Raw genomic sequence first — 14,886 nt, forward strand, 5'->3', positions numbered from 1 at the left:
TCACCCACTTTTACTCAGGTTGTTCACTATACTGAACACTACCGGCAACAATGGACTGGCCGACTGCCCCCACACGACAACAATAAAACGCTCATTCCCGTGGGAGACCCATTGTCATGTCGCAACCTGTCACGTCGCCCGGCGCCCCTGTACTGCTGTGGCTGGACCTGCGCAGCTCGGACGATTCCAGCACCCTGCTAGACCTGTTTGCACAGCGATTTCAGATTGAAATGCTGGATATCCACAACCCGCGTTGCCCACGCGGCCTTGATCCTGCAGCCCTGTGTATCGACTTTGACTACCCCGACATGCATGGCCTGGCACTGGTACGCGAGCTGCAGGCCCAGTATCGATTGCCGGTGATCATGATGACCGAGCAGCACTCCGAGTCACTGCTATTGTGGGCGCTGCGGGCCCGTATCTGGGAGATCATGCTCAAACCCCTGCAGCGGTCGGCCGCCGACTATCAGGTCAATGCACTGCGCAACACACTGGGCGATACCGAAATAAAGCCCGACCCGTTCAGTGCCCCCAGCCCTATGCTGCGCCTGCCGGAGGAGTCACGCTTTCACGGCAGCGCACACGAATCGCGCAGCGTACACCCGGCGCTGTCATACATGCAGCTGCACTTGGGCGAGCGCATCAACGAAGAGCAGTTGGCCGGGTTCTGCAACCTGCGCCCACTGCAGTTCAGCCGTCAGTTCAAAAAAGCATACGGGGTCACGTTTCAAGAGATGCTGCAGCAGTTGCGGATACAGGAGGCTACGCGCCTGTTGGCCAATCCGGAGCTGCAGATTCTGGATGTGGCGCTGACCGTGGGGTATCGCGACCATTCCTACTTCTGTCGCGTGTTCAAAAAGTACCTGGGCGTCACGCCCAAGACCTATCAGGAACAGCAGGCCGCCGCTGGGCAGGAGGTATCAGCACGCCTGATCGAGGTCAAATTGCAGGCGGTTGCCGGCCTGGTACCGTCACGCCCGCTTGAGCAAAGGGAGAAGTGGAGCCACCGGCCGTCCTGCCAGGGCTCCATGGGGTAGGTCGTATATCAGCGGCCGTGGTCGACCAGGTCGTTGATCACATCCTGCTCTTCATGCAGGTCGTTATCCACAGGCTCACTGTTAGGCAAGATCAGGTTGAGGATAATGGCTACGGCCCCGCACAAGCTGACGCCCTGCAGGCTCAGATCGCCCTGCCCCAGCGCCATGCCGCCGATACCGAACACCAGCGTGGTGGCCACGATTACAAGGTTGCGCTGCTCGGCCAGGTCTACATGCGCCTTGATCAGTGTGTTCATGCCCACCGCTGCGATGGAACCGAACAGCAGGATCAGAATACCCCCCATTACCGGTGACGGAATGGTCTGCAGAGCCACACCGAACTTGGCGATGAACGCCAGGGCAATCGCCACAATGGCCGCCCACACCATCACCACCGGGTTGAAGGACTTGGTCAGCATCACTGCACCGGTCACTTCCGAATAGGTGGTGTTGGGCGGGCCGCCGAAACAGGCGGCGGCGGCCGTTGCCACGCCGTCACCCAGCAGGGTACGGTGCAGGCCCGGTCGACGCATGTAATCCTTGCCGGTCACGTTGGAGATTGCCAGGATATCGCCCACGTGTTCGATGGCCGGCGCCAGCGCCACCGGGATCATGAACAGAATCGCCTGCCAGTGGAAGCTCGGGGCCACGAATTCCGGCATCGCCACCCAGCGGGCCGCATTGATCGGCGCAAAATCGACCATATTCGTGAAGTACGCCGCAATATAACCGACGATGACCCCGGACAGGATTGGCAACAACCGGAAGATCCCGCGCGCGAACACCGCCACCACCAGCGTGGTCACCAGTGCACTCATTGACACCAGCATGGCCTGATCATAGGCAAACAGTACCTCGGAGCCGTCGCCGGTCTTGCCCATGGCCATGTTGACCGCCAGCGGTGCCATACCCAGGCCGATGATCATGATCACCGGCCCGGTCACCACCGGCGGCATCAGGCGATGCAGGAAACCGACGCCCTTGAGGCGCACGCCCAGCGACAGCAGCATGTATACGCCACCGGCCGCCATCAGGCCCCCCATGGTGGCAGAGACGCCCCAGTTGCTCACCGAGTAGGTGATCGGTGCAATGAACACGAACGATGACGCCAGAAAGATCGGTACACTCAGCCCCGTGACCAGGTGGAACATCAGCGTGCCCACCCCGGCGGTAAACAGCGCCACACTCGGGTTCAGTCCGGTCAGCAGCGGCATCAGTACCAGTGCGCCGAAGGCGACAAATAGCATCTGCGAACCGGCCAGCGCCGTACGCCAGTGGAACGCCCCTTGTTGTACGTTCTGCATCCGCCAGTCCTCAGTTATTTGGTGCCGAAGATCTTGTCGCCGGCATCACCCAGGCCCGGCATGATATATCCCTGTTCGTTCAGTCCCTCGTCCACTGATGCGGTAAAGATATCCACATCCGGGTGCGCCGCCTGCACCTTGGCAATGCCTTCCGGCGCCGCCACCAGGACCAGTGCACGGATGCTGGTGCAGCCCGCCTTTTTCAGCAGGTCGATGGTGGCGATCATGGAACCGCCGGTGGCCAGCATGGGGTCCACGACCAGCGCCATACGCGACTCGATATCGCTGGCCAGCTTTTCAAAATAGGTCACCGGCTCCAGGGTTTCCTCGTCACGGTACAGGCCGACCACGGAAATCTTGGCACTGGGCACCAGCTCCAGCACACCGTCAAGCATGCCCAGACCGGCACGCAGGATGGGCACCGCGGTGATTTTCTTGCCCTTGATGCGTTCAGCCTGGATCTTGCCGCACCAGCCATCCAGGGTATAGGGTTCGAGCTCCAGATCCTTGGTTGCCTCGTAGGTCAGCAGACAGCCGACTTCAGCCGCCAGCTGGCGGAAACTGCGGGTACTCTTGTTGCTTGAACGCATCAGGCCCAGCTTGTGCTGAACCAGGGGGTGCTTGATTTCGTGGACACTCATGTGCGGGCAGCCTCTTGGTGCAAGGACATATAGGACGTATGTCCGGCTTGACAAAATTTTCCCGGCAAGCCTAACGAATGATCCGCCGTCTGTCATCCGGGAAAACCTCAAGTTGCCCCACAACGAAAACCTGAGTAACCTTGCTCACTTTTTTTACAATCAAACCGCCCCTGGCGGTCATCAGGAAATTGCGGAGCCTGTCCCATGAGCACCATCAGTGCCGACGAAATCAAAAAGGTCTACGTCGAAGCCGATCTTCTTCACAGCCAGGCGGAAGTTGAAGCCGCCATCAACAAGATGGCCGCCGAGATCACGGCCGAACTCCAGGACAAGGATCCCGTCGTTTTTGCCATCATGAACGGTGGCCTGGTCATCACCGGGCAGCTGCTGACCAAGCTCAACTTCCCGCTGACCTCCAGCTACTTGCACGCCACTCGTTATCGCAACAGCACCTCCGGCCACGAGCTTGAGTGGAAGGTGCCGCCGATGGTGGATTTCAAGGATCGCCCGGTGCTGGTGGTGGATGACATTCTGGATGAAGGCCACACCCTGGCGGAAGTAATGGATTATCTGAAGGCCGAAGGCGCGGCGTCCGTGCAGTGTGCGGTACTGGTTGACAAGAAGCATGACCGCAAGGCGCGCCCGGACTTAAAGGCCGATTTTGTCGGGATCGAAATCATCGATCGCTATATTTTCGGCTACGGTATGGATTACAAGGGTTACTGGCGCAACGCCCCGGGCATCTTTGCCGTCAAGGGCATGTAATACGCGCTTGTCATCCGTGACCGTCCGGTTACAATGCAGGGGTCCCAAGAAATTTTGACAGGGTTTGCATGACGGAACTGGTCATTCTCGCGCTGTCGGCCACGGCCCTTGCCATCTGGCTGATGCGCTTGAGACGCAAATCGCTCGCCGCACGGGAAAGTGCCGCTCAGCGCGACTGCGTATTCATGAGTGATGGTCGGGTAATCGCGCCAGACAAGTAGTCGCCGGCAACGGCGGTTCTGGCACTTTACCAACGGCGATACAAAAACGGAGCCTCGCGGCTCCGTTTTTTTGTGCGTGCTTTATGATCAACAGGCGGGCATGGAGCACTGAGCATGCAGACAGCGAACGGTCAGACATTTGCCCGGCCGCTGCAACCGTACGCTATCGCCCATACCGGCCCGAGAAGCCAGGTCAGCTCCCGGCTTCCAGCTCCTCGAACAGCCGCACGAATTCCTGCGTCAGCTTGTGGCCGGGCGCCAGGTGAATCAGCGGACGGGCATCATTGTGGGATTCCTTCATCTTCACCGACGACGATAGCCGTGTCGCCAGTACCGGCAGCGCCTCCGCTTCCAAACCGGCAACAATCTTCTGTGGCAGCGAGGCACGCGGCTGATACTGGTTCACCACGATCCCTTCCACCTGCAAGTGTTCGTTGTGATCAGCTTGGGTTTCACGCACGTTATTCAGCAGATTGTAGAGCGCCTGACGGGCAAACTCGTCGCAGTCGAAGGGGATCAGGCAGCGCTCGGCCGCCACCAGCGCCGACAGGGTAAAAAAGTTGAATGCGGGCGGGGTGTCGATGTAGATCGCATCGTAGACCTGTGCCAGCTGCTCGATCGCATCCCTGAGCTTGTAGATCTTGTGCTTGCTTTCAAGCTTGGACTGCAGATCACCCAGCTCAGGGTGGGACGGCAAGATCGCCAGGTTCTCAAACGGCGTGTCGTGTACGAAGGCATCGGCCGTACGCGGCTTGAGCTGAAAACTGAGTGCCTGCTCGAAAAAGCCATAGGCGTCGGTTTCCGGCTGGTTGGAAGCGTCCCCCAATAAGTAATGGGTGGAGTTGCACTGGGGGTCCAGATCCACCACCAAAGTACGGATGCCCCGGCTGGCACTGATCGCCGCCAGGTTGACAGCGATGCTGGACTTGCCGACACCGCCTTTCTGATTGAACACCACTCGGCGCATGGCGCTGACTCCCCTCTTATCCCTGAGACAAAAGATCACGCAGGTCGATGATGGCGGCGTTGGCGCGCGAGATATAGGACGCCATCACCAGTGAATGGTTGGACAGGAAGCCAAACTCGGAGCCGTTCAGAATCATGGGGCTCCAGATGGTGCTTTGGGTGGCTTCCAGCTCGCGGATGATCTGACGCACGCTGGCACGGGCATTCTTTTTCTCCAGCGCATCACCGAAATCGTGCTCGATGGCCTCCAACATATGAATCAATGCCCAGGCCGTACCGCGCGCTTCGTAGAAGACATTATCGATCTCCAACCAAGGGGTTTTCACTTCCAACTCGTCACCGGCCTCGGTGGCCTGACGTCCGGCACTGTCACCGGCCAGGTCGGTGTTGATGCGACGCTGACCCACACTGGCACTCAAACGCTGGGACAGACTGCCCAAACGGGTGGACACATCACCCAGCCAGTCACGCAGGTTATCGGCACGGGCATAGAACTGGGCATTCGGCTGCGTGGTATCCGCCAAACGCTGGCGGTAATCGCGCAACTGCTTGAGGGCCTTGCGGTATTCGCCTTCGCTGGACGGCAGAATCCAGTTGCGATGGTCAAAGTGCAGTAGCGGTTCCGCCTTGGCCAGTGCCGGGTCTTCCGTGGACTGGGACTGGGAACGGCTGAGACTCTTGCGCAGGGCACGTCCCATGTCGCGCACCTGAACCAGCACGCCAAATTCCCAGGCCGGCATGTTATCCAGCCAGATACCAGGCGGCATGATGTCGTTGCTGACATAACCGCCTGGCTTGTCGAGCAGGGTTTCGGTCAGGTGGATCAGTGTGGCCGTGGTGTAGGCACCGGTCACGGGCGTCTCAGACTGGATCTGCGCACGCGCTTGGGCGCCCACATCAAAGCGGTCTGGCGCCACGCTCCAGTAGATGCCGATGACCACCGCCGCCAACAGCCACAGACAGATAAGGGCCAACACCAGCTTGAGCTTGCGGGCCGAGTTGACGTTGTCCCACAGGGTTAACCAGATCCGTTCTATTCGCTCCACCCGGATACTCCTTGATCGTTGCGAGGCCCGCAGACATTGCGGGCCTGATTGCTGCATTGCACTATGGCGAATTTCTGTAAAACGGTCAATTCGGCGCCGCCCGGCAAGTGTCACTGCTTATCAACAGGATACCGGCTTATATCAAGGCATCTTCGGCAAACAGGCCGCTAACAGCCGAAAATTGATGGCGCGGCGTAGACAGGGTTTTCAGTTTCATGCACACTAGTCGACCTTTGTTTTACCCCTTGGCAATTACGATCGTCGCGGAGCATCTGCATGGCTCATATCCTGGTTTTGAACGGTCCCAACCTGAACCTGCTCGGAACCCGTGAGCCCGGCATTTATGGTGCCACCACGCTCGCCGAAATCGAGCAGCAGATCCTGGCCCATGCCAAGTCACTGGGGCATTCGGCCGAATGTTTCCAGAGCAACGCCGAGTTTGAATTGATCGAGCGGATCCATCAGGCCCCCGCTCGCGGCACCGAGTTCATCATCATTAACCCGGCTGCTTTCACCCATACCAGTGTTGCCATACGCGACGCCCTTCTGGGGGTCGGTATACCTTTTATTGAAGTGCATCTATCGAATGTGCATGCCCGTGAACCTTTCCGCCAGCATTCCTATCTGTCGGACAAGGCCGTGGGTGTCATCTGCGGTCTCGGCCCAGCCGGGTACCGGTTCGCACTGGAAGCCGCTCACCAGCGCCTGGCGCCGGTGGACGCTTAATTCGATAGCGTCATCCTTAAACACATTAGAATCAGAGAAGCCGTCTTAGCATGGATATTCGCAAAGTTAAAAAACTGATCGAGTTGCTGGAAGAATCCAACATCAATGAAATCGAGATCAAGGAAGGCGAAGAGTCTGTCCGCATCAGCCGTGGCGGCAGTCAGGTAATCGCTGCACCGGCCCAGTATGCGGCACCGGCAGCTCCGATGGCGGCACCGGCTGCAGCACCGGCCGCTCCGGCGGCAGAAGCACCGGCAGAAGCGGCGGCGCCGGCCGGCCACGCTGTCTGCTCACCGATGGTTGGTACCTTCTACCGTGCCCCCTCGCCCACCTCTGCAGCTTTCGTTGAGGTCGGTCAGAGCGTCAAGGCCGGCGATGTCATCTGCATCGTTGAAGCCATGAAAATGATGAACCAGATTGAAGCGGACAAATCCGGTGTAATCGAAAGCATTCTGGTCGAAGATGGCCAGCCGGTCGAATTCGACCAGCCCATGATCACCATCGCCTGATTGCTGAGCAAGGATTTTCACTATGCTGGATAAAGTGCTGATTGCAAACCGTGGTGAGATCGCCCTGCGTATCCTCCGCGCGTGCAAGGAGCTGGGCATCAAGACCGTGGCGGTCCACTCTCAGGCCGACCGCGACCTGATGCACGTCCGCCTGGCCGACGAAGCCGTGTGCATCGGTCCGGCGCCGTCACCGCAGAGCTACCTCAACATCCCGGCGATCATCAGTGCCGCCGAAGTCACCGACTCCGTAGGCATTCACCCGGGCTATGGCTTCCTGGCTGAAAACGCCGATTTCGCAGAGCAGGTCGAGCGCTCCGGCTTCACCTTCATCGGTCCCCGCGCCGACACCATCCGCCTGATGGGCGACAAGGTGTCCGCGATCGAGGCGATGAAAAAGGCCGGCGTTCCCACTGTACCGGGCTCCGATGGCCCGCTGCCGGAAGACAACGAGTCCGTTTACAAGATCGCGCGTCGCATCGGCTACCCGGTGATCATCAAGGCGGCAGCCGGCGGCGGCGGTCGCGGCATGCGTGTGGTGCACACCGAGGCACACCTGGCCAATGCGGTACAGGTCACCAAGTCCGAGGCGGGTGCCGCCTTTGGTGATTCCACCGTGTACATGGAGAAGTTCCTCGAGAAACCGCGTCACGTAGAAGTACAGGTGCTGGCCGATGGCCAGGGCAATGCCATCCACCTGTATGACCGTGACTGCTCCATGCAGCGTCGCCACCAGAAGGTGGTTGAGGAAGCACCGGCACCGATGATCGATGAAGCGGCACGCGCCAAGGTTCTCAAAGCCTGTGTCGATGCCTGCATCGAGATCGGCTACCGCGGCGCCGGCACCTTCGAGTTCCTGTACGAAGACGGTGAGTTTTTCTTCATCGAGATGAACACCCGCGTACAGGTCGAACACCCGGTAACCGAGATGGTGACCGGCGTGGATATCGTCAAGGAACAGCTACGCATCGCCTCCGGCCTGCCGCTGTCCTACACTCAGGACGACATCAAGCTGCGCGGTCACTCCATCGAGTGCCGACTCAACGCGGAAGATCCGAAAACCTTTATGCCGAGCCCCGGCAAGGTCACGCATTTCCATGCGGCAGGCGGTAACGGCGTTCGCGTCGACTCCCACCTGTACAGCGGTTACAGCGTGCCGCCGCACTACGACTCCCTGATCGCCAAGCTGATCACCTTTGCGGATGACCGTGAAACGGCCTTGGCACGTATGGAAAGTGCGCTGGACGAAACACTGATCGAAGGGATCAAGACTAATATCCCGCTGCACCAGGATATTGTCCGTGATACCAACTTCGCCCAGGGTGGCGTCAACATTCACTACCTGGAAAAGAAACTGGGTCTGTGATCACCTGCGGCGGCCCGTGCTTCGGGCTGCCGTCCTCTCATTGCCTGCCCCACGAAACCGCATGACCTCCTCTGACCTGCCTTTGCGCTGTATCATGAAACCCGGGGTGTCACCGTCGCGTTTTTAGGACATAATTAAACCCTTGTTTGACAGGAGTGTTGCCATGCCCTGGCTACAGATCAAAGTTTCCATTCCGCCCGAGCAGGCCGAGACCTACGAAGACCTGCTGCTGGCTGCCGGCTGCGCCGCGGTAACCTATCAGGATGCCGCCGACCAGCCCATTTTCGAACCGGATCTGGGGACCACTCCACTGTGGAACGCCACCGTCGTGACCGGCCTGTTTGCCGCCGAGCATGACCTGAAGGAAACCCTGCAACTGCTGCAGACCGCGCAGCAACAGATGGCGGCCGAGCTGCCGTCGCTGCCGGAGTTCAAGGCCGAAATTCTGGAAGACAAGGACTGGGAACGCGAGTGGATGGACAGCTACCACCCGATGCGCTTCGGCACCCGGCTCTGGGTCTGCCCCAGCTGGCGTGAAGCGCCGGAACCCGAGGCGGTCAACATGATGCTGGATCCGGGCCTGGCCTTCGGCACCGGCACGCACCCGACAACGGCGCTGTGTCTGGAGTGGCTGGACGGCCAGGCGCTGGAAGATCAGCAGGTGGTGGATTATGGTTGTGGCAGTGGAATCCTCGGCATTGCAGCCCTGCTGCTAGGCGCACGCCATGTGCAGGCGGTGGATATCGATCCCCAGGCACTGACCGCCACACGGGATAACCTGTCTCGCAACCGCTTGCCGGACAGCGCCCTGGATACCTATCTGCCGCTGCAGGCGCCGGTCGTTGAGGCCGACCTTCTAGTGGCCAACATTCTTGCCGGTCCGCTGTGTGAACTGGCCCCCACACTGGCCAGCCGGGTCCGCCCCGGCGGCCGTATTCTGCTGTCTGGCTTGCTGTCACAACAGGCAGATGAGATTACGTCTACCTATAGCCAGTGGTTTGATATGGACGTGCCGGGTGAACGCGATGGCTGGATACGCATCAGCGGCACCCGCCTGCAGGAGAGCTGATCAGTGGTTGTAACGCGCTGCCCGGACTGTCACGCCCGCTTCAGGGTAACCGATGGCCAGCTCAAGCTGGCCCGGGGACAAGTGCGTTGCGGCGCCTGCCTGAGTGTGTTTGACGCGCGCGCGCATGCGATTGAAGACACGCCCCCCCTGGCAGCCACCACTCCGACCAAGCCGGATCCGGCACCGGTCGCCCCCAAACAATCTGCGCCAGCCCTCCGGGCCCGTCCTGCATCGACGGATACCCCACACCAGGAGCCCGAGCCGGTGCAAGCAGCTGCAGCCACGACCGCTGGACAGATTCCCTTCCGGGCCGAGCCGCTTGCCTTCTCCCGAAGCGACAGCGATAACAACCCGGTCGTGACTACCGGTTGGCTGCTGATCGGCCTGGCGGCTTTGCTGGGACTCTTTGCCCAGCTGCTCTGGTTCGAACGGGCCGACATGGCGCGCTATGTCGAACTGCGCAGCATCTACGCACTGCTCTGCCATCGGGTCGACTGCAGCCTTGACTACAGTTACCCGAGCCTGGTGAGCAACCAGGGGCTACACCTTCAACAGCACCCGCAGTTCAGCGATGCGCTGAAGGCAACCATTCTGCTGGAAAACCGGGCCGCATTCAGCCAGCCCTGGCCTGGATTACACCTAGTCTTCACCGATCTGAAAGGCCGCCTCGTCGCTCAGCGCACCTTCCAGCCAAGCGAATACCTTGACACCGATGCCATGGACGTACGTCGTATGCCCAGCGGCCAGCCGATGCAGGTCGAGCTGGAACTGGCCGACCCCGGTCGACGCGGCGTCAATTACGAGCTGCGCCTGGTTCCGGCACTGCCACCCTCGGCAAAATAGATCAAATTTTCATCAGAAACGGTTGGCCCTTGGAAGCCGAAAGAGTATCATTGCCCACCTTCCGAAAGTTGACCCCAAATTTGTTGCAGTAATGCGGCGAATGGAGTTTCTTTTACCTTTTTGACAGGATGTGGCATGTTCAGGATCGGCCCATACAGCATTGACAGTCGGGTGATTCTGGCCCCCATGGCCGGGGTAACCGACCGCCCCTTCCGGCAGCTGTGCCGCCGTATGGGGGCCGGGCTGGTGGTGTCCGAAATGGTCACCTCTGACAGCCGCCTCTGGCACACCCGCAAGTCCAGCTTTCGACTGGACCACACCGGCGAAGCCGAACCGCGCTCCATCCAGATTGCCGGGGGTGACCCTGAGATGATGGCCGAAGCCGCCCGTCTCAACGTGGCCAACGGCGCCCAGATTATCGACATCAACATGGGCTGCCCCGCCAAAAAGGTATGCAATAAGGCCGCCGGATCGGCACTTCTGCGCGACGAACCCCTGGTTCAGGACATTCTGCATGCCGTTGTCGGTGCAGTGGATGTCCCGGTCACGCTCAAGATCCGCACCGGCTGGTGCCCCGAAACCCGCAATGGCGTGCGTATCGCCAGCATGGCTGAAGCGGCCGGTATCGCCGCACTGGCCGTACATGGACGTACCCGTGCCGACCGCTATCAGGGGCATGCCGAATACGACACCCTCGCGCGTATTCGTGATGCCATCAACATTCCGCTGTTCGCCAATGGCGATATCGACTCGCCGGAGAAGGCCGCTCAGGTGCTGGCTCACACCGGTGCCGATGCCGTCATGATCGGCCGCGCCGCTCAGGGACGCCCCTGGCTGCTGGGGCAAATCGATCATTACCTGCGCACGGGAGAGCATCAGCCCGAGCCAGACCTGACGGCACAGCACCAGATCCTGCGCGAGCACCTGCACGCCCTGCATGCCTTCTACGGTGATTACCTGGGTGTGCGCATTGCGCGCAAGCATGTCGGCTGGTACCTGCAGAACGACGGCAACAATCGGGACTTTCGGCAACGATTTAATCAACTTGAAACAGCATCAGATCAGGTGAACGCCGTGGACGCATTCTTTGCGGACCGGTGTGCAGCCGCCTGATCCCTGGATTGGGTACAGAAGTACAGTGGATACCAACGACGTGAAACAGACAAACAACAGCGCACAGACACAGATTCCGCAACAGACCCTGCGTGATACCGTGCACCAGTCACTGACCAGCTACTTCAAACAGCTGGACGGTCAGCCTGTTACCGATGTCTATCAGATGGTTCTGTCCGAAATCGAGGCCCCGCTGTTCGAGAGCGTGATGGCCTATACCAAGGACAACCAGACCAAGGCGTCCGAGGTACTGGGTCTGAACCGCGGTACGCTGCGCAAGAAACTGAAGCAGTACGGCCTGCTGTAACGAATTCATCTTGAACGGGAACGCATACCATGTCTGAACAGAACACCACCCCAGTCCGCCGCGCGCTGATCAGCGTGTCGGACAAAACCGGCATTGTCGAATTCGCCCAGGCCCTGAGTGCACAAGGCGTCGAAATCCTGTCCACCGGCGGCACCTACAAGCTGCTGTGCGACAACAGCATCCCGGCGGTTGAAGTCTCCGACTACACCGGTTTCCCGGAGATGATGGATGGCCGCGTCAAAACGCTGCACCCGAAGGTTCACGGCGGTATCCTAGGCCGTCGCGGCACCGACGATGCCATCATGGGCGAGCACGACATCCAGCCGATCGACATGGTGGTGGTCAACCTGTACCCGTTCGCCGCCACTATCGCACGTCCGGACTGCGATCTGCCGATGGCGATCGAGAACATCGATATCGGCGGTCCGACCATGGTGCGTTCTGCCGCGAAAAACCACAAAGACGTGGCCATCGTGGTCAACGCCTCCGACTACGACAGCATCATCGCTGAACTCAAGGACAACGGCGGCCTGGGCATGAAGACCCGCTTCGATCTGGCTGTGAAGGCGTTCGAACACACCGCCGCCTATGACGGCATGATCGCCAACTACTTGGGCGCCATCGTCGAAGGCGACGAAGAGGTTCCGGCCGACTTCCCGCGCACCTTCAACACCCAGTTCATCAAGGCGCAGGACATGCGTTACGGCGAGAACCCGCACCAGCGTGCGGCCTTCTACGTTGAAGCCAACCCGTCCGAAGCCAGCGTTGCAACCGCACGCCAGCTGCAGGGCAAGGCACTGTCCTACAACAACGTGGCCGACACCGACGCCGCGCTGGAATGCGTCAAGCCGTTCCAGGAACCGGCCTGTGTCATCGTCAAGCATGCCAACCCATGCGGCGTTGCCATCGGCAATGATATTCTGGAAGCCTACAACCGTGCTTTCCAGACCGATCCGACCTCCGCATTTGGCGGCATCATCGCCTTCAACCGCGAGCTGGACGGCAAGACCGCTCAGGCGATCGTTGACCGTCAGTTTGTGGAAGTGATCATCGCGCCGACCGTGTCTCAGGAAGCCTCCGACATCGTCGCGGCCAAGCCCAACGTGCGCCTGCTGGAATGCGGCGAGTGGGGCAAGGAACGTATTCACGGTTTCGATTACAAGCGCGTCAACGGCGGCCTGCTGGTGCAGGATCAAGACCTTGGCATGATCGACGCATCCCAGTTGAAGATCGTCACCCAGCGTCAGCCCAACGAACAGGAGATCCGCGACCTGCTGTTCTGCTGGGAAGTGGCCAAGTACGTCAAATCCAACGCCATCGTCTACGCCAAGAACGGCCAGACCATCGGTATCGGCGCCGGTCAGATGAGCCGCGTGTACTCGGCCAAGATCGCCGGTATCAAGGCCGCTGACGAAGGTCTGGAAGTACCGGGTTCCGTGATGGCTTCCGACGCCTTCTTCCCCTTCCGTGACGGCATCGACGCCGCGGCCGAAGCCGGTATCACCGCGGTGATCCAGCCGGGCGGCTCCATGCGCGATCAGGAAGTGATCGACGCCGCCGACGAGCACGGTCTGGCGATGGTCTTCACCGGCATGCGCCACTTCCGTCACTAAGACTGCCACTTTAAGAAGGACACTGAACATGAATATTCTGGTTATCGGTTCTGGCGGTCGTGAGCACGCTCTGGCCTGGACTGCCGCCAAGGATGCTGCAGTAGAACGCGTTTTTGTCGCACCGGGTAACGCCGGCACTGCCACCGAACCCAAGCTGGAAAACGTCGCTATTGACGTGATGGACATTGATGCACTGGTTGCCTTTGCCCGTGACAACAGCGTTGCGCTGACCATTGTTGGTCCTGAAGCACCGCTGGTTGCAGGCGTGGTGGATCGCTTCCGTGAAGCCGGTCTGGCCATCTTCGGCCCGACTGCGGGCGCGGCTCAGCTGGAAGGCTCCAAGGCGTTTACCAAGGACTTCCTGGCGCGCCAGCAGATCCCGACCGCTGAATATCAGAACTTCACCGAGATCGAGCCGGCTCTTGCGTATGTACGTGAGAAAGGTGCGCCGATCGTGGTCAAGGCTGATGGCTTGGCTGCCGGTAAGGGCGTGATCGTTGCGATGACACTGGAAGAAGCCGAAGACGCCATCCGCGACATGCTGGCCGGCAACGCTTTTGGCGAGGCGGGCAGCCGTGTGGTCGTTGAAGAGTTCCTCGACGGCGAAGAAGCGTCCTACATCGTGATGGTTGACGGCGACAATGTGCTGCCGATGGCCACCAGTCAGGATCACAAGCGTGTTGGCAACGGCGACACCGGCCTGAACACCGGCGGCATGGGCGCTTACTCCCCTGCTCCCGTTGTGACCGCCGAAATCGATCAACGCGTCATGGACGAAGTGATCATGCCGACCGTCAACGGCATGAAAGCGGAAGGCAACGAGTACACCGGCTTCCTGTACGCCGGTCTGATGATCATGGCCGACGGTACACCGAAAGTGATCGAGTACAACTGCCGCTTTGGTGATCCGGAAACCCAGCCGATCATGCTGCGCCTGAAGTCTTCTCTGGTTGAGCTGTGTCAGGCCGCACTGGACAAGAAGCTGGATCAGACCACCGCCGAGTGGGATGCGCGCAAGTCGGTTGGCGTTGTCATGGCTGCGGGTGGTTATCCCGGCGACTACGCCAAAGGCGACGTGATCAGCCTGCCGGCAACCTGCCCGGAAGGTAGCAAGATCTTCCATGCCGGCACCCAGCTGGATGACAACGGTAACGTAGTCACCGCCGGTGGTCGTGTGCTCTGCGTCACCGCACTGGGTGACAGTGTGACCGAAGCTCAGCAGCGCGCCTACGAGCTGCTGAAGGAGGTCAGCTGGAAAGATGCCTACTTCCGTACCGATATCGCTTACCGCGCCATCGCACGCGAAAACGGTTAAGCCTTTTGAGTGTTAAAACAGCCGCCCTCGGGCGGCTGTTTGCGTTCC

At 60.0% G+C, this 14,886-nt stretch carries 16 protein-coding genes; 12 read left to right on the plus strand and 4 right to left on the minus strand.

Going from position 1 to position 14,886, the window contains the following annotated elements; translation table 11 throughout:
• Positions 1-116 precede the first annotated feature (116 nt).
• A complete protein-coding gene (locus KTN04_RS09125) occupies positions 117-1,037 on the plus strand; it encodes a helix-turn-helix transcriptional regulator (protein ID WP_217334912.1) in 921 nt (306 codons plus the stop codon).
• An 8-nt stretch (positions 1,038-1,045) separates the two neighbouring features.
• Here KTN04_RS09125 and KTN04_RS09130 read toward each other — a convergent pair whose 3' ends face one another.
• On the minus strand, positions 1,046-2,341 hold the full coding sequence (locus KTN04_RS09130; RefSeq protein WP_217334913.1) for a uracil-xanthine permease family protein: 1,296 nt from the start codon (positions 2,339-2,341) through the stop codon (positions 1,046-1,048).
• Between the two features lie 14 nt (positions 2,342-2,355).
• On the minus strand, positions 2,356-2,982 hold the full coding sequence (gene upp, locus KTN04_RS09135; RefSeq protein ID WP_217334914.1) for a uracil phosphoribosyltransferase: 627 nt from the start codon (positions 2,980-2,982) through the stop codon (positions 2,356-2,358).
• Positions 2,983-3,186: 204 nt separating this feature from the next.
• On the opposite strand from upp, the gene KTN04_RS09140 reads away from it, so the two are divergent.
• Together KTN04_RS09140 and KTN04_RS09145 are read left to right on the plus strand one after the other, a co-directional pair.
• Positions 3,187-3,747 carry a hypoxanthine-guanine phosphoribosyltransferase gene (locus tag KTN04_RS09140; RefSeq protein WP_217334915.1) on the plus strand — a complete coding sequence of 187 codons (561 nt, stop codon included), beginning with the start codon at positions 3,187-3,189 and terminating at the stop codon, positions 3,745-3,747.
• Positions 3,748-3,815: 68 nt separating this feature from the next.
• Positions 3,816-3,968 carry a hypothetical protein gene (locus KTN04_RS09145; protein WP_217334916.1) on the plus strand — a complete coding sequence of 51 codons (153 nt, stop codon included), beginning with the start codon at positions 3,816-3,818 and terminating at the stop codon, positions 3,966-3,968.
• 193 nt (positions 3,969-4,161) lie between these two features.
• Here KTN04_RS09145 and KTN04_RS09150 read toward each other — a convergent pair whose 3' ends face one another.
• Both KTN04_RS09150 and KTN04_RS09155 read right to left on the minus strand, forming a co-directional pair.
• Positions 4,162-4,935, minus strand: coding sequence for a ParA family protein (locus tag KTN04_RS09150; protein ID WP_217334917.1), 774 nt, complete (start codon positions 4,933-4,935; stop codon positions 4,162-4,164).
• A 16-nt stretch (positions 4,936-4,951) separates the two neighbouring features.
• Positions 4,952-5,980 (minus strand): DUF2333 family protein, encoded by a 1,029-nt coding sequence (locus KTN04_RS09155; protein WP_328515977.1) that lies wholly within the window; start codon positions 5,978-5,980, stop codon positions 4,952-4,954.
• A gap of 276 nt (positions 5,981-6,256) precedes the next feature.
• Between KTN04_RS09155 and aroQ the strand changes: the two genes are divergently transcribed.
• From aroQ to purD, 9 genes are all read left to right on the plus strand, one after another.
• The gene (aroQ, locus tag KTN04_RS09160) at positions 6,257-6,706 is read left to right on the plus strand and encodes a type II 3-dehydroquinate dehydratase (protein ID WP_217334919.1); all 450 of its coding nucleotides are present in this window, start codon (positions 6,257-6,259) and stop codon (positions 6,704-6,706) included.
• Positions 6,707-6,756: 50 nt separating this feature from the next.
• Positions 6,757-7,215 carry an acetyl-CoA carboxylase biotin carboxyl carrier protein gene (accB, locus tag KTN04_RS09165; protein ID WP_217334920.1) on the plus strand — a complete coding sequence of 153 codons (459 nt, stop codon included), beginning with the start codon at positions 6,757-6,759 and terminating at the stop codon, positions 7,213-7,215.
• Positions 7,216-7,237: 22 nt separating this feature from the next.
• Positions 7,238-8,578, plus strand: coding sequence for an acetyl-CoA carboxylase biotin carboxylase subunit (gene accC, locus KTN04_RS09170; RefSeq protein WP_217334921.1), 1,341 nt, complete (start codon positions 7,238-7,240; stop codon positions 8,576-8,578).
• A gap of 163 nt (positions 8,579-8,741) precedes the next feature.
• Positions 8,742-9,647 (plus strand): 50S ribosomal protein L11 methyltransferase, encoded by a 906-nt coding sequence (gene prmA / locus KTN04_RS09175; RefSeq protein WP_217334922.1) that lies wholly within the window; start codon positions 8,742-8,744, stop codon positions 9,645-9,647.
• A gap of 3 nt (positions 9,648-9,650) precedes the next feature.
• Positions 9,651-10,490: a DUF3426 domain-containing protein gene (locus tag KTN04_RS17290; protein ID WP_217334923.1), complete on the plus strand. Its 840-nt coding sequence runs from the start codon at positions 9,651-9,653 to the stop codon at positions 10,488-10,490.
• A 135-nt stretch (positions 10,491-10,625) separates the two neighbouring features.
• Entirely contained in the window at positions 10,626-11,603 is a 978-nt protein-coding gene (dusB, locus tag KTN04_RS09185) for a tRNA dihydrouridine synthase DusB (RefSeq protein ID WP_217334924.1), read from the plus strand.
• A 25-nt stretch (positions 11,604-11,628) separates the two neighbouring features.
• Positions 11,629-11,910 (plus strand): DNA-binding transcriptional regulator Fis, encoded by a 282-nt coding sequence (gene fis / locus KTN04_RS09190; RefSeq protein WP_217334925.1) that lies wholly within the window; start codon positions 11,629-11,631, stop codon positions 11,908-11,910.
• 29 nt (positions 11,911-11,939) lie between these two features.
• Positions 11,940-13,523: a bifunctional phosphoribosylaminoimidazolecarboxamide formyltransferase/IMP cyclohydrolase gene (gene purH, locus KTN04_RS09195; protein ID WP_217334926.1), complete on the plus strand. Its 1,584-nt coding sequence runs from the start codon at positions 11,940-11,942 to the stop codon at positions 13,521-13,523.
• A gap of 28 nt (positions 13,524-13,551) precedes the next feature.
• A complete protein-coding gene (gene purD, locus KTN04_RS09200) occupies positions 13,552-14,838 on the plus strand; it encodes a phosphoribosylamine--glycine ligase (RefSeq protein WP_217334927.1) in 1,287 nt (428 codons plus the stop codon).
• Positions 14,839-14,886: the final 48 nt, after the last annotated feature.

Source organism: Marinobacterium weihaiense (assembly GCF_019061305.1).
GTDB classification, from domain to species: Bacteria; Pseudomonadota; Gammaproteobacteria; order Pseudomonadales; family Balneatricaceae; genus Marinobacterium; species Marinobacterium weihaiense.